Annotated in this window: 17 protein-coding genes; 13 read left to right on the top strand and 4 right to left on the bottom strand. The window is 55.8% G+C overall.

The genetic code is table 11. The annotated features are described in order from the left end of the window. The first annotated feature begins 51 nt into the window (after positions 1-51). The 13 genes from JG743_RS30170 to proB all read left to right on the top strand — a co-directional run bounded on the left by JG743_RS30170 (position 52) and on the right by proB (position 15,686). Entirely contained in the window at positions 52-921 is an 870-nt protein-coding gene (locus JG743_RS30170; protein WP_202296005.1) for a PhzF family phenazine biosynthesis protein, read from the top strand. A gap of 879 nt (positions 922-1,800) precedes the next feature. Next, positions 1,801-2,808 (top strand): dipeptidase, encoded by a 1,008-nt coding sequence (locus tag JG743_RS30165; RefSeq protein WP_202296002.1) that lies wholly within the window; start codon positions 1,801-1,803, stop codon positions 2,806-2,808. Positions 2,809-2,886: 78 nt separating this feature from the next. Continuing rightward, positions 2,887-4,407 carry an ABC transporter substrate-binding protein gene (locus tag JG743_RS30160; RefSeq protein WP_202295999.1) on the top strand — a complete coding sequence of 507 codons (1,521 nt, stop codon included), beginning with the start codon at positions 2,887-2,889 and terminating at the stop codon, positions 4,405-4,407. Positions 4,408-4,468: 61 nt separating this feature from the next. Further along, positions 4,469-5,386 (top strand): ABC transporter permease, encoded by a 918-nt coding sequence (locus tag JG743_RS30155; protein ID WP_202295997.1) that lies wholly within the window; start codon positions 4,469-4,471, stop codon positions 5,384-5,386. Then, the gene (locus tag JG743_RS30150; protein WP_202295994.1) at positions 5,383-6,279 is read left to right on the top strand and encodes an ABC transporter permease; all 897 of its coding nucleotides are present in this window, start codon (positions 5,383-5,385) and stop codon (positions 6,277-6,279) included. The genes JG743_RS30155 and JG743_RS30150 overlap by 4 nt, the downstream gene beginning before the upstream one ends. A gap of 9 nt (positions 6,280-6,288) precedes the next feature. Then, complete coding sequence (locus tag JG743_RS30145; RefSeq protein WP_202295991.1) at positions 6,289-7,275, top strand: ABC transporter ATP-binding protein; 987 nt, start codon at positions 6,289-6,291, stop codon at positions 7,273-7,275. Continuing rightward, positions 7,272-8,135: an ATP-binding cassette domain-containing protein gene (locus JG743_RS30140; protein WP_202295988.1), complete on the top strand. Its 864-nt coding sequence runs from the start codon at positions 7,272-7,274 to the stop codon at positions 8,133-8,135. The genes JG743_RS30145 and JG743_RS30140 overlap by 4 nt, the downstream gene beginning before the upstream one ends. Positions 8,136-8,165: 30 nt before the next feature. After that, entirely contained in the window at positions 8,166-9,188 is a 1,023-nt protein-coding gene (locus JG743_RS30135; protein WP_202295985.1) for an Ldh family oxidoreductase, read from the top strand. Between the two features lie 2 nt (positions 9,189-9,190). Next, a complete protein-coding gene (locus JG743_RS30130) occupies positions 9,191-9,817 on the top strand; it encodes a helix-turn-helix domain-containing protein (RefSeq protein WP_202295982.1) in 627 nt (208 codons plus the stop codon). Positions 9,818-9,951: 134 nt separating this feature from the next. Next, positions 9,952-11,283 (top strand): FAD-dependent oxidoreductase, encoded by a 1,332-nt coding sequence (locus tag JG743_RS30125; RefSeq protein WP_202295979.1) that lies wholly within the window; start codon positions 9,952-9,954, stop codon positions 11,281-11,283. Next, complete coding sequence (locus JG743_RS30120; RefSeq protein ID WP_202295976.1) at positions 11,181-12,902, top strand: M81 family metallopeptidase; 1,722 nt, start codon at positions 11,181-11,183, stop codon at positions 12,900-12,902. Before JG743_RS30125 ends, JG743_RS30120 begins: the two co-directional genes overlap by 103 nt. A 542-nt stretch (positions 12,903-13,444) precedes the next feature. Further along, positions 13,445-14,668 (top strand): ATP-grasp domain-containing protein, encoded by a 1,224-nt coding sequence (locus JG743_RS30115; RefSeq protein WP_202295973.1) that lies wholly within the window; start codon positions 13,445-13,447, stop codon positions 14,666-14,668. Between the two features lie 163 nt (positions 14,669-14,831). Beyond that, a complete protein-coding gene (proB, locus tag JG743_RS30110) occupies positions 14,832-15,686 on the top strand; it encodes a glutamate 5-kinase (protein ID WP_202295970.1) in 855 nt (284 codons plus the stop codon). Positions 15,687-15,905: 219 nt separating this feature from the next. Here the strand turns inward: proB and JG743_RS30105 are convergent, their stop codons facing one another. From JG743_RS30105 to JG743_RS30090, 4 genes are all read right to left on the bottom strand, one after another. After that, the gene (locus JG743_RS30105; RefSeq protein WP_202295967.1) at positions 15,906-16,643 is read right to left on the bottom strand and encodes a class I SAM-dependent DNA methyltransferase; all 738 of its coding nucleotides are present in this window, start codon (positions 16,641-16,643) and stop codon (positions 15,906-15,908) included. A gap of 738 nt (positions 16,644-17,381) precedes the next feature. Next, entirely contained in the window at positions 17,382-18,116 is a 735-nt protein-coding gene (locus JG743_RS30100; RefSeq protein WP_202295964.1) for a hypothetical protein, read from the bottom strand. A 151-nt stretch (positions 18,117-18,267) separates the two neighbouring features. Next, positions 18,268-19,134 carry an IS3 family transposase gene (locus JG743_RS30095; protein WP_202295961.1) on the bottom strand — a complete coding sequence of 289 codons (867 nt, stop codon included), beginning with the start codon at positions 19,132-19,134 and terminating at the stop codon, positions 18,268-18,270. Continuing rightward, positions 19,134-19,556 carry a helix-turn-helix domain-containing protein gene (locus JG743_RS30090; RefSeq protein WP_202295958.1) on the bottom strand — a complete coding sequence of 141 codons (423 nt, stop codon included), beginning with the start codon at positions 19,554-19,556 and terminating at the stop codon, positions 19,134-19,136. Before JG743_RS30090 ends, JG743_RS30095 begins: the two co-directional genes overlap by 1 nt. Positions 19,557-19,694: the final 138 nt, after the last annotated feature.

Here is a 19,694-nt window from a genome sequence, read left to right as displayed (position 1 = left end):
GGGGGCTGTGAACGTGACCTGTCCTGAATCGAGGACCCCAGGAGTTGAGACATGACCGCCAAAAGAGGGTTTATTCTACCACGAGCCTCAGGCGAGGAGATGTTTGACGCGAGCCGTTCGGGCGGCGATCCGTCGTCAGAGGTGGTCTATGCGTTTGCGGACGACCGGTTCGCTGGCAATCCGGCGGCAGTCGTGCTATTTGATAGATATCCAGCGATGACCGAGTGCCTGCTGCTGGCGCAACATTTTCGCCAGCCTGTGACAGTGTTTCTTCGCGCCTTAGAGGAGACAGACCATTTCGAAATTCGCTGGTTCACGCAGAATTCCGAACTGGACCTGTGTGGACATGGAACATTGGCAGCGACGTATTGGCTGTTTTGCGCCGGTTATGGTCGTTCTAATCGAATCTCCTATCACTCCCGGAGCGGGCATCTCGAGGCTTGGCGGAAAGGCGATGTTGTACAAGTCGCGCTTCCGGTCATTGCCACGGCCCCTGCGGATCCGTCGGAATACGAAGTTGTCCAACGATGCATGAATATACAGGTTAAGGAGATTCGTAAGGCATATGATGACTATGTTGTTATCGTCGACAACGAAAATGTCGTTGTTAATTATGTGCCGAATTTTCGCAGCATAGCTCAGATTGATTGCCGCGGTGTTGCTCTAACGGCTCTAGCTGATCGTGACGGAGCACTCAAGGAATTTGATTTCGTATCAAGGTTCTTTTCGCCGAGAATCGCCATCGATGAGGACCAAGTTTGCGTTTCGATGCATTGCAAGCTCCACCCATATTGGGCGAGGATCCTGGGTAGGACGGACTTGAGGGCTTTGCAGGCATCAGCGAGCGGGGGAGTCCTTGACCTTTCATTGTCGCATGGCTGCGTCGTCGTTGGAGGAAAAGCCAAGCTAGGGGGCAATTGACAGACGGTAGGGGATACGCGAGACGTGCGGAACGTATCGGCGTATCCGGCGAGCGTGGCATTTCTTCTAAGCGTCGTGCATGATGGGGGTGCCCTTCTACCGCTGTGATCGTGCCGTGCACCGATTTACGCAGGCCTACAATCTGAGCCTGCAGGCCCGTCGAAGAAGACCAGCGGGTGGCAGATGTCGAGCGGCGGGTTCAACCGATCGGGTACGTCCTTCCTTTTCTCCAAGAACCACCCCACGCTGCCGTTCCGGGCCGCCCGTGGGCAATACCGCGCGTGTCCTCAACAAAGTGGCACTGTGGGTCGATCATGCGTGGCTTACGAGTGATCCCCGAACAAGCTGTTAGATAGGCGGGGAAATCCTGATAGCGATCCGGTCCGCAAACGCCACAGGAAGCCTTCAATCGAAAATCCCTAAGCGATACATCAGTTAACGGCCGGTCGCGCTACAGCTTCACCTACTTCGTTTTCTCGACCAATTCCGCGACCATTCGCATCGCGCGGGTAGAGGCAGATCGCGTTGTGCTCACCTGCGCCAGGGATGCCTTCGCAGATCAGCGCGGATAGCGCGCTCACCGTCATCGAGGGCGGCACGCTTACACTGATTGGAAATCGAACCTATCACCAGCCGTCGCGACGACTCCACGCGCGTGGCAGGTTCACTTGTAACCGTCCTCCCGCAAGGTTGGCGGTTTTTTTTGCATCCAACCTCAAAGATATCAACAATATGACATTTTTGTTGCCAAAGTGATAAAAATTTCTTACAGGAAAATTACGCTGGGGAAAGCGCGGGCAGGGCATCGGCGCCGGTTGGTCCCGTTTTCGGCACTATCGGCCTTCGATCAGACGGCCACATAGAAGAGGGAGGAACTGGATGGATTTCACCACGAAACAATTGCATGAGGCTGCAATCATCATCGATGCAGTATGCCCACTGTTGGACGATACGAGCACGATTTCTGCCTACAGGGCGGGCGGTCTGACCGCGATCGCACCCACCGTCGGGTATTGGAACGGCGCTGGCGCGACGCTGCGGACGGTCGGATCGTGGCATAAGCTACTTCGAGAGCGCGACGACCTGATGCTGGTCCGGACTGCTGCCGATATCCGCAAGGCGAAGGTGCTGGGCAAGGCGGGCATTATCCTGCACTTCCAGGGGCCTGAGCCGATTGAGGACAACCTCGATCTCATCGATGCCTTTAAGGCTTTGGGCGTCGGCGTGATGCAACTGGCGTACAACGTCAAAAACCGGATCGGCGATGGCTGCGAAGAGCATACGGACGGTGGCCTGAGTCGCTTTGGCCTCCAAGTAGTCGAGCGAATGAATCAAGCGCGCATAATCGTCGATTGCTCGCATACCGGCGTTCGAACGACGATGGACGCAATCGAACATTCCTCGGCGCCAGTGATTATTTCGCATGCCAATGCCAAATCGGTCCATCCCTCGCCCCGCAACATTTCTGACGAGCTAATCAAGGCGATCGCTGAGAACGGCGGCACCGTTGGAGTGGTGGGCTTCCCTGGGTTCGTTTCTAGCGACAAGCGTCCGACTATCGATCAGTTCATCGATCACATTGTTCACATGTGCGACCTTGTCGGCACGCAGCACGTCACGCTCGGCATCGATTATTACAGCGGCCAGTTCCCGTATATGGATGATGCCACTTCATTGAAAGAATACCGGAAATGTCTCGCCGACAATATCTGGAGTCCCGAAGCCTATCCCGAACCGCCGCATTTCTATCCGGCAGGCATCGAGACACCTGAAACCATGCTGACGCTGACAGAAGCTCTGCTGCGGCGTGGCTTTACCACCGAAGGGATTCGAAACATTTACGGCGAGAATCTGCTGAGGATTTACGAAACTATCTGGGGAGAATGAAAGACCGAGGCATAACAACATAGAGTAAAGGCCGGATGTAGAAGCCATCAATTACTAGTCAGTAACAGGGGAAATGCTATGGAAATCATTGCGATGAAATACAAAGCCGCCATGGGCCTCCTTGCCCTCATGACGCTCAGCCAGCCGGTTTTCGCGGGCAAGGCGGACGACACGCTAAACGTCGCCTTTACCAACGAGATTGAGACGCTGGACTACTATACCGCGACCAGCCGTGAAGCACTCTCTGTCGGCCGCATTCTTTACGATGGCCTCGTCTCCAAGGACTTCAAGAGCGGTAAGTTTGTTCCGGAACTGGCTGAGTCGTACAAGTTCAATTCCGACTCGCAGATCGACTTCAAGATTCGAAAGGGCGTCAAATTCCACAACGGGGATGCCCTAACTGCTGACGACGTCGTCTTCACCCTCAACCTGGTTTCCCGCCCTGACTTTGGCGCCAAATATGCCATCGCTGTAAATTGGATCGACAAGGCTGAAAAGCTGGACAATGACACCGTTCGCCTCACAATGAAGGCGCCTTATCCGTTGGCGCTGGAGATGCTCGCAGGCAACGTACCGATCTACTCGAAGGCTTACTACGAGAAGGTCGGTGCGGCGGGCATGGCGGTCAAGCCAATCGGAACCGGACCGTACAAACTGATTGAACTGACGCCTGGCGTTGGCGTCAAACTTGAGCGTTTCGCGGACTATTACAAGGGCGGACAAAAGGAAGATCCGAAGATCGGGAGGATCAACTTCCGCGTCCTGCCAGAAAGTAATACACAATATGCAGAATTGCTGGGTGGTAACATCGACTGGATTTGGCGTGTACCGAAAGATGACATCCAGCGTCTAGCAAGCCAACCAGGCCTGCAAGTGGAAAGTTCGCCAATCATGCGTTTCGACGAAATCAGCATGGACCCGCACGTGCCCAACTCTCCGCTCGCCGATGTTCGTGTCCGCAAGGCGGTCAACTACGCTATCAACCGCAAGGAGATACGCGACGCGTTTAAGGGAGAAAGTTCTCCAATCATCAACTCGGCGTGCAATCCGGTACAGTTCGGCTGCGAGACCGACGTCACCACCTATGAGTACAATCCGGAAAAGGCAAAGCAGCTGCTCAAGGAAGCCGGATTGGAAAAGGGCCTCAACCTGAGCATGGTCATATCTTCCGAAGGCGTGGCTGTGGCAGAAGCGGTCAAGGCCAATCTAGCTGCGGTGGGAATCAACCTGGCGCTCAACAACCTTCAATATGCTGCGGGCGTAGAGCAGTGGCGCAGCCACAAGCAGGACATGTATTACAGCGACTGGGGCTCTTATGGCGTGGGCGACGTCGCCTTGAGCGTCGGTGCCTTCTTCGGAGGCACTGGCGACGATGTTGTGAATGATCCGGAGATCGTCGCGCCAATCGTTGAAGCCTCCAAGATCATGGACAGGGATCGCCGGAAAGGGCTCTATTCGAAGGCGCTGAATCTGATCGCGGATCGGGCCTACTGGGTTCCGCTCTGGGTATGGAGTATGAACACCGCGATGTCGAAAGATCTTGATCTTCACATCAATCCCGACGAGTTCATTCCATTCTACGACGCGAAATGGAACTGATCTCCTGCCGTCCAGCCGCCCTGAGCGGCTGGACGGCGTGATTTTTTGCCAGGAGCGCTCGATGTTGCACTTCGCAATTCGCCGGATAGTCATGGCCTGTCTGCTCACGCTGTTCGTATCTTTTATTGCCTATTCCCTGATCTTCGCGGCAGGTGATCCGGCAGCCGCTTTGGCCGGCCAGGCTTCGACCGCGGCCGACGCCGATCGCCTTCGGCACCTCTATGGTTTCGATCGACCAATAGTTGTTCAGTATCTGCACTGGCTCTCCGGCGTTCTTCGTGGAGATTTCGGGACAAGCCTCTATTTTGGTCAGCCGGTCGCGACACTTCTCCTCGATCGTTTCGCCATGACAGCGCGGCTGGGGTGTTTCGCGCTGATCCTAGCCCTGCTCATCGCTGTACCTCTGGGCGTGGTCGCGGGCCGTTGGCCAAACAGTCTCGTGGACCGGCTGGCTTTGCTCTTTGCCGTTGTTGGCCAGGCTATGCCCAGCTTCTGGTTTGCCCTGCTTCTGATCATCCTGTTTTCGGTTAAGCTGGGTGTCCTGCCTGCGTCGGGAACCGCGTCGTGGCAGAGCTTCATCATGCCGACCGTTGTCCTTGGTTATTTCGCCACGCCGGCGATCATGCGCTTGACCCGTTCAGGCATGATATCGGCTCTGGAAGCAGACTATATCCGTACTGCGCGTGCCATGGGCCTCTCCGAAACGCGAGTTCTTTTCGACTACGCCCTGCGCAATGCGGCGTTGCCCGTTATTAGTCTGGCGTCAGCGCAGTTCGGTTTCATGCTCGCGGGCTCTGTCGTCGTCGAAAACGTATTCGCCATTCACGGAGCCGGTTCCCTCGCCTGGGAAAGCATATCACGAGCCGACCTGCCGACTGTCCAGGCGCTCGTTCTCTGTTTTTCGCTCTTCTATGTCGTGATGACCCTACTCGCCGATATGCTTAATGCCATGCTTGATCCAAGGATGCGCCGCAAATGACCGCAGCATCAGCATATTCCGGGGGAAGCGCGGAATCGATTGCAAAAAGGAGCAGCCTGGTGCGCTGGCTCAGGCACGGCGGCCTGATGCTTGGGCTCTTGGTTTTATTTGTCGTCATCGTCATGGCTGTGTTTGCGCCGCTGCTGGCGCCTTACGACCCCTATCTGCAGTCGCTTACAACCCGGTTTACACCCCCGATGTGGCTCCCAAGAGGCGGCTGGGAGCATCCACTTGGCACGGATCAGCTGGGCCGCGACTATCTATCGCGTATCATCTATGGGGCTCAAATCTCGCTTGTGATTGGGGTTGGTACCGCTGTCGTTTCCGGTTTCATCGGAACCGCTATCGGTGTTTGCGCCGGCTATTTCGGCGGTAAGGTTGATAGTGTCGCGATGTTCATCATCACTGCACGCCTGGCGATGCCAGTTATTCTGGTGTCATTGGCTGTCGTGGCGCTCGTCGGTTCCTCGTTGACAGTGGTTATGCTGACGCTCGGCCTCCTACTTTGGGACCGGTTCGCGCTGGTAACCAGGGCTACGACGATCCAGTTGCGGTCTTCCGAATTCGTAACCGCGGCGGAATTGCAGGGCGCTTCCATGCTGCAGATTATCGGTCACGAGATCCTTCCGAACCTCCTCAACAATCTGGTTATTGTGGCTACGCTCGAGATGGCACAGGCGATGATCCTCGAGGCCGCGCTCTCGTTCTTGGGTCTCGGCGTGCCCGCGCCCCTTCCGTCGTGGGGGCTGATGATTTCCGAAGGCAAAGCTCAAATCCTCTTTGAACCCTGGCTCATTACCATTCCCGGGGTATTTCTGTTCGTCTTGGTCCTTGGCACGAACCTTCTAGGCGACGGGCTGCGCGATGTACTGTCGCCAGAAGGACGGAATTGAGGAAGGCCAATGCTGCTCAACGTTGAAAATCTAAACATTGACATTGCTACGGTGAACGGAACCCTTGCCGCCGTGCAGGATGTGAGTTTCTGCGTGTCCAAGGGCGAAACTCTATGCATCGTCGGTGAATCGGGCTGTGGAAAGTCGATCACAGCGCTGTCTCTTCTAGGGCTTTTGCCGAAGGTGGCGAAGCGGACAGCGCGAGAGATGACCTTCGACGGGGTCGACCTGCAAAGGATCTCAAAGTCCGAACTTCGTGTCCTCCGAGGCAACCGTCTGTCGATGATTTTTCAGGAGCCGATGACGGCGCTGAATCCGCTGCACACGATCAGACGCCAGTTGTCGGACGTCTATCGTGCCCATCGCAAGGCGTCCCGCAGAGAGGCCGAGGAGCGGGCGATCTATCTGCTCGAACGGGTCGGAATTGCCAACGCCGTGCAGCGGTTGAACAATTACCCGCACGAGCTTTCGGGCGGCATGCGCCAGCGTGTCGTTATCGCCATGGCGCTTATGTGCGGACCCGAGCTGATTGTGGCGGATGAACCGACCACGGCGCTGGATGTAACGATTCAAGCTGAATTGTTGCGGCTGCTCATCGATCTGCAAAAGTCGTTTGGGATGGGGATGATCATGGTCACTCACGACTTGGGGCTTGTCTCGCGCATTGCCGACCGAGTGATCGTCATGTATGCGGGCCAGGTGGTCGAAGCGGCGCCCGCCGAGAAGCTGTTCAGCAATCCGTCCCACCCCTATACCCGTGCGCTCCTCGGTTCCGTCCCCGATCCTAGGCATCCGCGAATGAAGCCGTTGCCTTCGATACCCGGCACGGTACCGTCGCTTCTGAATCGGATGGAGGGCTGTCATTTCTTTGATCGGTGTCCCCTGGCCTCAGACGCTTGCAGAAAACCAATTCGGCTGGAGAAGATCGGTGAGCACCACGAGGCCAGGTGCATAAAGGTCGGTGAAAGCAAAATCCGGCTCAAGGTTGTAGCATGAGTGACCACCCCGTTCTTGAGTTGCGCAACGTCTCGCAAGAATACAGCGGGCGGAGAGGTATCTTCGGCCAAAGCGAGCCGATACGTGCCGTAGACAAGGTATCGATCCGCGTGGAGAAAGGCGACGTTCTCGGGATTGTCGGAGAGTCCGGATCAGGAAAAAGCACGCTCGCGAAAATAATGCTGCGTCTGCTCACCCCTACAGAAGGGGAAGTTCTGCTGGATGGCCGGCCGGCCGCAAGCCTGACACGGCAGCAGATTGCAGAGCGTGTCGGCTTTATTTTCCAGGATCCCTATTCCTCCTTGAACCCGCGCCAGACGGTGGGCAAGATCGTGGCCTATCCGCTCTATTTACGTGGCGAAGGCACGTCGGCGCAGCGGCAGGAAAGCGCGCGAAAGATCCTCGACATTGTCGGATTGCCGTTGCGCTTCCTCGATGCCTATCCTAGCCAAATGTCAGGGGGCCAGCGGCAGCGCGTTGCCATTGCCCGGGCCCTGATAACACGTCCCAAGCTGCTCATATGCGACGAGCCGACCTCGGCGCTCGACGTATCGGTTCAGGCCCAGGTGCTCAATCTACTCCTGGAGCTGCGGGAAGAGTTCAATCTGACGTATATTGTCATCAGCCATAATATGGGCGTGATACAACATATGACGACACGCGTTGCGGTCATGTACCTTGGCCGAATCGTCGAAATGGATATGTCCGAGCGTATCTTCAAAGAGCCACGACATCCCTATACAAAGCTTCTTCTCAACTCGACACTGACGGTCGCTCCAGGGATTGGAGTGCCCAATCTGAACGTTGACACTACCGCACGCCAAGCGATGCGCGACCATCCTTCTTATATTGCCCGGTGATCCCGAAAATCTGGAATAAGAGACAAAAAATTGAACGTTCACCCTGGCCCCGTTGATGTTTCTTTGGAGGTGTTAGAAGGCCTTCTGACGCGGATATTTGAAATCAACGGTTGCTCTTCCAGCACCGCCGCCATTCTTGCAGCTAATTGCGCCGGCGCGGAGGCGGCTGGTTCGCTTAGCCATGGCCTATTCCGGGTGGACGGTTACATTTCATCTCTGCGTTCGGGTTGGGTTGATGGAGCGGCAATGCCCGAGATTCGCTCAAAAGCAGCCAGTCATATTTTCGTCGATGCGAAGAATGGTTTCGCGCAGGCCGCCTTGCATGCGGCGCGGGACATTTTCGTTCAGCGAATCCGCGAAAACGGCATCGCTCTGCTCTCCATACACGGATCGCATCACCTCGCCGCGCTCTGGCCTGATGTAACGCCCTTCGCGCAGGAGGGGCTGATAGCGATCTCCATGGTGAATAGCTTCGGTTGTTCAATCCCGGCGGGCGCGAAGAAACCACTTCTCGGGACTAACCCCATCGCTTTTGCCGCGCCCGTCAGAGGATCAGCTCCGTTGGTCTTTGACTTTGCTACGACCTCGGTTGCCAATGGTGACGTTCAGCTTTCGGCTCGCGAAGGTCGTTCGTTGCCGCCTGGCGTGGGAGTGGACAGCTACGGCGAGCCGACGACCGACCCAAACAAGATTCTTAATGGTGGAGCGCTTGTGCCTTTCGGTGGACACAAAGGTTCGGCGATTTCTCTCATGGTCGAATTGATGGTCGCCGGATTGACGGGGGGCAAATTCTCCTCGGAGGTGGACTGGTCCGCTCATCCCGGCGCCCAGACGCCTCATACTGGACAGATCATCATAGGAATCGACCCGACCTCTTCGTCCGCGCCAGGCGCATTTCCCGATCGAAGTGGTCGGTTCGTCGAAATGCTCCGAGACGCCGGAATGGAAAGCTACCCAGGAATGCGTCGATGGCGCATTCGCAGCAAAACTCATATATCCATTTCCTCGGCTGTTCTTGAAAGGCTGACGAAAGACGCAATGGAAGCGAAATAGAGATGGCGCTACTAGAGCATGCAAACCACGCTAAATACCCAAAGATAGGCGTCACTGTCCATAAGCTGCGCAAGAAGTTCAGGCTAACCCTGAATGATCTGGGGCAGAAATCAGGACTGTCCCCATCTGCAGTATCAAAAATAGAAAATGGTCAGGTTTCGCCAACATACGAGACAATCCTGCGCTTGGCGGTCGGGCTCGATGTAGATGTAACTGAGCTTTTTGGTAGCACGCCCAAGACCAGCGCAACGAGCCGCATGGTGATTACACGAGCGGGTGAGGGGATCGTTCAGTCTACACCACATTATGAATACGAGATGCTATGCGCTGGTCTCGCGACGAAAGAGTTCACGCCACTTCTGACATATATAAGGGCGCGTAGTATCGATGACTTCGCTGAAATCAAAGGGCATTTTGGTGAGGAATTCTTCTATGTGATGTCAGGTGAGGTAATGCTGTACACAGAACACTACGCACCTGTTCGTCTTCTACCCGGAGACAGCAGTTATTATGATTCTGCGATGGGCCATGCACTAGTGTCCGTAAGCGAGGATGATGCATTGATATTGTGGATCGCCACCCGCGTTCATGGGGTTCTAGTTCAGGATATGTCCATCCGCGACAATTGATTGTGCCCTTCGGGGGCCGCAAAGGCACAATTCGATTTTGGCAAAGCGGTTCTGGCAAATCGAGATACCGGCTCCCGACAGAAGGCACTCGACGAGTCAGTGCTTCTTAGTCGGGGTGCCCGGAGTTTGTGGGCTTGGGCGGCTGCGCGAATGACTTTAACATCGATGTCCTCGAAGGTCGTTTCATGAGTAATGCAATTCGCGGTGACTGCCGGCCCATCGTCGTGGTCGGGGCAGGTGTCGCCGGGATAATGACCGCATATGCCTTAGCAAGGCGCGGCAAAAATGTGGCGGTCATTGATGCGTTATCCGGTTCGGCCGAAATGTGCAGCAGAGCGAACGCCGGTATCATCGCTGTCGGTCATGCGAAGGCTTGGGCAGGACCGGAAGCAATTGGCTCAATACTAAGGGCGATCATAGGGCGTGACTCAGCGGTCCAGGTAACCTGCCTAATGGATCCAGCGCTCTGGCGCTGGGGAGTCGAATTCCTGCTCAACTGTCTCCCGTCCGCTCATCACAGGAACACGGACAAGCTGCAACGTTTGAGCCGCTTTAGCCGTAATCTCGTCGCCGCAGCCGAGGCCGAGATGGGTCTTCCCAAAGAGACCCGGCACCAAGGCGGCCTCTATCTATTTCAGGACAAGTCGCAATTCGAAGCTTATGTGGCATCGATCGGGCAAAGCGCCGGAGGCTCAGCCGAGGTCCTTGATCGTCATACGCTGATCTCGCGCGAACCCGGATTGTCAGGCATGTCCGACCGGCTAGTCGGAGGGCTATTCAGTGCAATGGACTCAGTGGGTGATTGCCAGCTGTTTACCCAGCGCACTGCTGCCTACTTGAGCCAGGCGCACAAGGTAAGCTTTTGTTTCAACACGCGTGTGACAGGCTTCCGCTGTACAAAAGGCACCGTGGAGGCCCTCATAACCAACAATGGGGAGATACCGTGTGCGGCAGTGGTCCTAGCTACAGGTGTCGAAACGCCGGACATAACCCGTCCTCTCGGCTTTCGTCCCAATATTTACCCAGTGAAGGGCTATTCCGGCACATGGAGGATCACCGATGCGACTGGAGTTCCCACACTGCCCTTCGTTGATGAGACCGAATTGTTGGCCGTAGCCGCCTATGGCGGAAAGCTACGTGTGACAGCGATCGCAGAATTTGCGGCACACGATCGTTCTATTCCCAAAGCACGCTCCTCACGGCTAGCCGATTATGTGCGACGGTTTTTCGGGAATGCGGTGGATTTGGAAACGCCAGAATTCTGGGCTGGTCTACGCCCCACCACAGCGGCAGGTCCTCCTTATCTGGGCCGCGTCCGGAGATTCGACAATCTTTGTGTTAACGCGGGGCACGGGCAGCTCGGATGGACAATGTCCATTGGCTGCGGCGAGCTTCTTGCGCAGATGATCACGGGCGAACGGCCGTCATTGGAAGACGTTTCGTCGTCGGCCCCTTGGCTTATGTGAGTAATTTTGGAACCCTTCAAATGAAGTTCAGAGGTCAAGATATGGTACATTCAACGCCGACAGCCTTCGCCAGCTCTAAATCGGGCCGCCCACGTGTGGCTATCGCTGGTTTTCAACACGAAACCAACACGTTTGCTCCGTTCGGCGCCTCCTTTGACGACTTCGTTCGGGCCGACGGCTGGCCCGCGATGACGTTCGGTGCGGCCATTCTCGATGTCTTTCCTCCGATTGAAATTCCCATCGGGGGGTTCATCAGCTCTGCGAAGGATGCATATGAGTTAATACCTCTGGTCTGGGCCGCTGCGGAACCGACCAGCTTCGTCTCAGATGACGCATTTGAACGGATTGCAGAGATGATTTGTGATGGGATCGCTAGCGCAGGTGCTCTCGACGCCATCTATCTTGACCTACATGGCGCGATGGTCGTCGAAGCTTACCAGGACGGGGAAGGGGAGTTGCTGAGGCGCGTGCGAGAAATCGTCGGCCAAGATATGCCAATCGTGATAAGCTTGGACTTTCATGCCAATGTCACCGAGGCCATGGTCGAGTTATCCGACGGTATTACTATTTTCCGCACTTACCCGCACATAGACATGGCTGACACTGGGAGACGCGCTTTCAGCTTACTGGAGCAGCGCATTCGCCACGGAAGCCCGTTCATCAAAGCGTTTCGGAAGACTCCATTCCTGATCCCGCTGCCTGCCCAGTGTACTGATCTAGAGCCATGCATGTCTCTCTATGATCGGCTGCCAGAACGAGTCAAAGGATCAGTTCTGAACGTGGACGTCGCGCTGGGCTTTCCGTTGGCTGATATTCGCGAATGCGGACCCGCAGTTGTCGCCTATGGGACCGACGAGGCAGCGGTCGCTGCGGCGGCAGATATGCAACTGAACGACATACTGGAGGCTGAAGGACGACTCCAGATGTCGCTTTTGGATGTAAAGGAAGCTGTCGAACATGCTGCTCGCAACGGGCGCAAAGGTTCACTGATTGTCCTTGCCGATGTGCAGGACAACCCCGGCTGTGGAGGAACGTCGGATACCATCGGGCTTTTAAAGGGCATGGTAGAGGGCGGCCTTCGAAATAGTGTGCTTGGCTTGCTTTGGGATCCACAGACGGCTGAAGCAGCCCACACCGCGGGTCTGGGTGCTGAAATCCACGTGCGACTTGGTGGACGCTACGGTTACGATTCGGAACCATACTTCGCTAAAGTTCGTGTCGAAGCACTTTCCGACGGAGTGTTCACGGCAAAAGGCCCGTGCCTCGGCGGTGCGCAGGTAGATCTCGGGCGCATGGCACGCTTGCTCATCCTTGACCCTGGGTCCAGCGTACAGGTCGTCGTGGCAAGTGTCCGCTACCAGTGTCTCGATCAAGACCTGCTGAGGGTGGTTGGCGTAGAGCCGAGGGAACAGTCGGTCGTGGCAGTCAAAAGCGCAGTTCACTTCCGGGCCGACTTTGCCCCTATCGCAGAAGAGATTCTTACGGTGGAGTCCCCTGGAGCGCATTGGTGCCGGAATGACATTCTTGCCTACAAGAACCTCCGCGATGGCGTGCGCAAGACTCCGATCTCGCTGGCCAGTCAACAGCGTGAGTTTCAAATTGCCGAGCGCCGGGAGTAACTACTTTTGATTCGGGCTCGCAAAAGACTGGGAGACGTGGACCGCACGGTCGAGGTGCGCATCCCTGAGACTCAGGGATGAAGGCAACTTCCCAGGGCTTCCTCGAACCGCGCCGCATAGAGAAGGCGCTGACCCGTCAGCCAGGGAAGCCTAAGTGTAGGGATGATACGTTTGGTTGACCTGGGTCAAGGGCATGGGGATAGGCGGCATCTCCCAGAGCCCATGTCTCGGGGCTGTGCGAGGAGATCGATTGCAAGGTGCTGTCTCTGGCCCGGCGCGAGACCGAGGCGATCTAGAAAGAGTTCCTGCGCAAGCCATGTCGGCAAAGAGTGGCCCCAAGGATTATCTTAGCCTTCATGGCCAACGCTTCACCCATATTCCAGCTCGCCATATTAACCGCCCTTTACAATAAATTCACGCACTCTTAACGGCCGCAAGTCCCCGGCGATGATATGTTCACGGCAAGCTCTGGAGATAAGGCGCGTCAGAATGGCTGACATGGATTTACGCTTCGGACTGAGGCAACCCAGGATCACCAGTCAATGGCAAAAAGAGTGCTTGTCCTGGTTGAAGGATCGAGAACTGGCCTGTTGTACATCCAGGCGGCCAAGCGTCTTGGCCTACATCCGATTACCCTGTCGGCTGATCCAGCTCAGTACGACTATGTGGCGGCGGAAGAGTCTGAGGCCATCCGTGTCGATACAGGCGACCTCGATGCTTTGATCGGCGAATGTTCCCGGCTGCGTGCGACCAACGACATTGCTGGAGTTACGTGTGCCAAGGAGTCGGTCTATGCAACAGTTGGCAAGCTGTGCCGGTATTTCGATCTACCGGGACCAAACCCTACGGCGATTGAACGATGTTGCGAGAAATTCACTCAACGTCAGATTCTCGCGGAGGCGGGCATTCCAGTACCGTCTTATCGCTTGGCAACGAATGCGGCGGACATAGAAAGCTCTGCAGCTGAAATTGGGCTGCCGGTGATTCTTAAGCCAGCCGTAGGCGTGGGTAGCAGCGGCGTCCGATTGTGCCGTAAGGTCGATGAGTTGGCCGAACACACGACCTATCTTTTGGGCGGGAAGCACATTTGGCAATCTTCGCCGCGGATACTAGTCGAAGAATTCGCACAAGGTCCATACTATTGCGCCGAGATAATGGGAGATGAAGTCGTCGCGATTTACGCCGGTGAGTTCGGCCCCGAACCGTATTTCGTGTTCCGTGAATTCACCCTACCGGCCCCACTGACTGATGAAGAGCAAGAGCGTATCGTCGATATTTCGCTCAGCTGTTTGCGCGCGCTCGGCCTTGGTTGGGGGCCAACCTGCATAGAATTCCGGTGGACGAAGCGTGGCCCAGTCGTCATTGAAGTGAACCCGCGTCTTGGTGGCGCCCCCGGTCCTCAACTGGTTCAGCTAACTTACGGGCTCGATCTCATCACCGAGCACATCAGACTTGTCATCGGCGACAAATGGGATTTGCGCAGGAGGCATTCGCAGGTCGCAGCTGCGCGAATCCTGGTCCCCGATCGCGATGGCAACCTTGACTGGATCAACGGCGACCATCAAGCGACTGTTGTACCAGGCGTCGCCGAGGTGGAATTCTATGTTGGACCCAATACGCCGATCGTCAGGAAAGGCGATCACCGGGACTGGATCGGACATGTTATCGCAGCCTCACCAAGCCGTGCTCTAACCGAAGCGATACTCGAGCGGGCCGTCGATTTAATCGATTGGTCGATCGCACCATTTCCGACCCATAGCGAATAAGAAATCATCAGCGGTCCTCAACTTTCCGCACCAAAGGCAGGGCGGGCGCTAGATTGGTAGGTGATCAGCGTCCGAAGATTGATGCAATTCAGAGCGAGAGAGACGCAAGTTGACGAAATGTCGAACTTTGTTGCTGACCGCTCGCGGAACCGAATGCTGTTGAATGCAAGAAGAGATTAGAGAGAAATGTCTTGCGACGAGGGCGGTCCAATTGCTTTCGGCTCGCCGGCTGATAGTGAAGATTGGCTCCGCAGTGGTTGCCGATTTAGAGACCTGCGAGGTACGCGTTCCTTGGCTTGAAACGTTGATAGAGGATGTCGTCCGGTTTTTAAAACGCGGCCAGCAGGTGATCATCGTCACCTCCGGTGCTGTTGCGGTTGGATCACGTCACCTCAAGCAGTTGGGCAGATCCTTGCGAATTGAGGAGAGGCAAGCGGCGGCCTCGATTGGTCAGATTCGACTGATGCTCGCTTATGAACAGAGTTTGAAACGCCATGGGTTTGGCCTGGGGCAGGTGCTATTGACAAGCGCAGATGTAGACGACCAGCACTGTCGCCGCAATGCGCGGTCAGCCTTTCAACAACTCCTCAAAGTTGGCGCCGTGCCCGTTATCAACGAGAACGACGCGACCGCTACGCCGGAGACCTGTTTGGGCGACAATGATCGGTTGGCCGCACGGGTCGCGCAAATTGCTGACGCCGATGTTCTCATTCTGCTTTCCGACGTTGATGGCCTCTTTACGGAAGATCCACACGACAACCCGTTGGCTCGTATGGTCCCACAGGTGGGGCGCGTTACCCCGGAGATAGAAGCCATGGCCAGCTTTTCCCCCGCGCGCCATGGTTCGGGCGGCATGGTGACAAAGTTGATGGCAGCAAGGATAGCGATGGGCGCGGGATGCAACGTGGTCATTGCGAAAGGTAACAGGTCTTACCCGCTCGCCGCCATCGAGAACGGTGCCCCATCCACATGGTTTATTCCGCCCGCCAAGGGGACGGCAACATGCGGGGGCTGTTGAAATAAATCCTCGCCCTTTGAATCACCTAGGCGATTATCGTCTGTGCTCTGCAGCGCTGAGAGGCTTCGAATCGCGGAGTTGAAGCTTTGATCATCGAGGCGTGGACAAGCATTTCGCCGCCGGGCAACATCTTTGCGCCCATCGCGCCTCATCGACATCAAACTCGACGCGACTACCGAGCCGAACGAACCCATGAGTAATTGAAAGTTGGTCGCTGCACTAAAAGCCGGCTCGGCGATAGACGGAGATACTACGTGTGGACGCTTGGGTGAAGGCACCTCCTGTCCAATCTGCCAGACGCTCTACCAGCTTTAACCCCACGCAGTCGGCCATCGTATCGAGTTCCTGATGGTGCACGTATCGAACCCGATGTGGTAAACGCCGTGCCGATGTTCCAGAAAACCAGAGGAACGATGACACTAAGTTCTGTTTCAAAGCATCATGGACATCTGTACGGAGAATTGTGTTCTCGTGATCGACGAGCAACGTCGTTGTTTTCTGCCCGTTAACGAAACCATCCAAGGCCGGTACATCATTCTCGATGATCAAAGACCCACCTTCCTTTAAGGCCGATGCAGCAGATCGGAGGCAAGCTATTTGCGCTTCGCGCGTGAAGAGCAGTATGAACGTGTTGTATATACAATACACCGTATCGTAGCGGTCAGTTGATGTGAAGTTGGCAATGTCCCCTCGCCAAGCCTTGACAACATCTGTGCGGCTGGCAAGCAGCTTCAGCATGCTGTCGGAATTGTCGATGCCTTCAACCCTGACCCCCTGCGCGCTCAATGGAACTGCCACGCGGCCGTCGCCGATGCCGAGTTCGAGCGCACTTCCTCCACTGCAATGTCGCTCAAGAAAGGCGGCCGTCTCTTCTGCCTCAGCTATCTTGCCCCGGATGTTAGTAATTTGTCCATAAACCGAAGCCCAATCGTCAGCATAGATGAAGTTGTCTGGCATTGTCGACGCTCCTCTAGGGGTCAGCAGTTAGGCCTTCACTGCAGAAATAGTTTGCTCAGTTTACTCGCGATATGAATGCCGGCAGGCAGCTTTCCGCAGTGCCTGATGAAAGACCCTCAAAACTCGTGCCAATTTAGTCGACCGAGCCGAGTAAGGAAATTCGCGATTAATTTCAGCTATTTAACCCATGCTGAACAAGAGATTTGCTAAATAGGCCACTGTCGCGGACCCGACACGACGAGGAGTTCATGGTGTGCGTGCGTGGTAGCGACACACCGAAGCCCCATGCGTTCTCGTTCCAGTCCGTCCTATCCCGCGCTGGCGCGCCTCCTTTCAAACCATCGGCGCGATGCCGTCGGATCGCGCAGTGAAGGGCGCATCACGGCGGATGAGAGCTCAAGATTCGGGAGAATGGCCTAAGGAACCGTTATCCTGTGCGCAGGACGCGATCAGGCCTTGAAGGGGCCAGAACAAGAGCTGTTCGACCTTAGCGTATGATTTCGAGCAGTTCTTGTTCTGACCCCTCGAACGAGAGGTGTTCACGGATGCTAAAGGTGACCTGGTCCGACGGGTGGGGCTGTACCCGTCGAACATTGGGTACGGCCGTATTCGTGGTGTTGGTCGTCTAGCGCGGTAGCGTGTACATGTAATCTCTTACGCGCTTCGATTTAACATAATGGATATTATAAGAAATTAAGAATTTGATATCTATAGTGAAAGAAAGTTCCATAATACATATTATGCGACTATTTTCAATCCGCGTTTGTCTATTTTCTTGTACTTCGCGAACATGCCATGAAGATTATACGTAACTGCGATCTCTGGCAAGATGATCAAGAGCGAGCGCATTGCGAAAAGCACCGAAAGTGCGAGCGCGGACGCTGCCTCTTCAAGCTCGTCCCTGCTCACCTTGGGCTCCAGCGCCAGCTGGACGTCACCGTCCTTATTCTTAAAAACGTGGCGGTGCAGCGACGTCCAGCTCACATGCAATGCATCGGCTGATATTTCGCGGTAGACGTGGCTGAGTCTTGGCACCGGTGAGTCGATCTCAGACACTAGCAAGCGCTGCTTGGGGCCGTGCATTCGCTTGATGAATCCATTGAGAATACTGGCCTGCTCCTTGGGCAGTCGGCCTTCATTGACAGCCAGATGCCGTTTGGCGCGAGAACGCCTGCTCTGCTCGTCGTCCTCTTTCAATCGGGTGAGATATTGGGCGTCAGTTTCGGCGGCATACAGGTGTAGGGCACAATCGATGACTGACCGGCAGGCGTTCCTGAAGGCCAGTTCTCGCCTGGCATCGATAAGCACCAGGGCGGAATCGAGCTCTGACTGAAGACGGCCGAAAAGTGCCAAAGCCGTGGACTTCAGTTCAGCTTTGTCGTCATCGAGCAAATCGACGTCCTGCAGAGCCAGGGCCTCGACGCTCTGCTGGAAGTCGCTGAACCATCGACGCCAAGTTGGACGGATCGGCAATCGCTCACTCCCCTGGTTTCATCCAGCATTTGAAGCTGATGCTGCGCGTTCCGGTAATTCCCGGACAGGCATTCCAGTAATGTCGGGGACAGCAATGGAGTGCACCCCCAGACTGAGACAAGGAAAATAGCGGACAGTTTCCCGTGTTAAGCTATGCAGCCTTTTCCATCTGTCGCCCGCGTGAATGCTTCTGTTCGTATTCCTCCGGACTGAGGTAGTCGAGCGCCGAATGCAGGCGCTCCGTATTGTAAACGGTCTCTATGAAAGCGCCGATGTGCTTGCGGGCATCATCTGCATCCTTATAGGCGAGACCTTGCACCTCTTCCTGTTTCAGGGTTTTCATGAAGCTCTCCGCCTTCGCATTGTCGTAAGGATTGCCGACACGACTCATGCTCGCCTGGATACCGTGTAGATGCAGAAGTTCGGAGTAGGCCCCGCACGCGTATTGAACTCCGCGGTCGGAATGATGAATGAGGCTCCCGGGTACGGGCTGGCGATCAGCGATGGCCATCTCGAGAGCTTCGATGGCAAGGCTTGCTCTAAGATGCGTATCCAGCGCCCATCCGACAACCTTGCGGCTGAACGCGTCAAGGACAACGGCAAGGAAGGCAAACTCCTCAGCCAGATGCAGGAAGGTGATATCGGCAACCCATAGCTGGTTTACGCCATTGAGGATCATTCCCCTCGCGAGGTTCTGCACGACTTGCCAACCATGCCTGGAGTTGGTCGTCACAGGAACAAAGGGGCTAGCGCGCAGGCACAACAGATTGTCTTCACGCATGATCCGCAGAACGCATTTGTGATTAACTTGCCACCCCTCACGCCGAAGCAGGGCTCCAATCCGGCGGTACCCGTAGTGTGTGTTGCCGAGAGCCAGCTTCTGAATGAGATCGCGCAAACCCGTCTCGGCTCGACGAGGGGCTGAATCCAGCCAGTGACGGTAATAGCTCGCGCGGCTGACACCAGCGAGCCAGCACATTCTGTCGATGTTGAATTCGCCTTGCGACAGGCCGGTCATCATCTTTTCAATGACTTTGAAGATGCCGTTTCGCCAGGAGCGCTGCTCCGACGCTGATCTTCCTCGAAGTGCCGCAAGGCTTCGCGAAAAAAATCGAGATCGAGCTGCTGCTGCCCGACCTTCTGCTCCAGTTCCCTGATCCGGCGCCTGGCCTTGGTCAGTGCCTTTTCCTGAGGTGCCGGCACATCCACTGCACTCTGCAGCTGTGCGGTCCCGTCAACTCCTGCTGTCGATCTGGCCGGCCGGCCGCGCCGACGTGACTTCAGATTACCATGAAGCCTGAGATGATCACGCCACTCGTAAAGTCGTTGGCGACTGATACCAACCTCATCTGCCAACTTGCTGACGGTTTCGCCCGCTTCCATGCGCCGGAGAAGCTCCAGCTTTTGGTCATCATCAATAACTCTTTGCCGTCCGGCCATGCCCCAGTTTCCTCTCCTTGCGGGGAAACTGTCCGCTATTTTCCTTGTCTCAGTCTGGGGGTGCACTCCACCCCTCTTGACCGGCGCCGAAAACACCGAAATCAATCAATCCTGAACTCAACGAGGCTATCGAGAACC

Source organism: Mesorhizobium sp. 131-2-1 (genome assembly GCF_016756535.1).
Lineage (GTDB): Bacteria > Pseudomonadota > Alphaproteobacteria > Rhizobiales > Rhizobiaceae > Mesorhizobium.
Note: the sequence above shows the minus strand (reverse complement) of the source record. Positions and strands in the feature narration are given on the sequence as shown.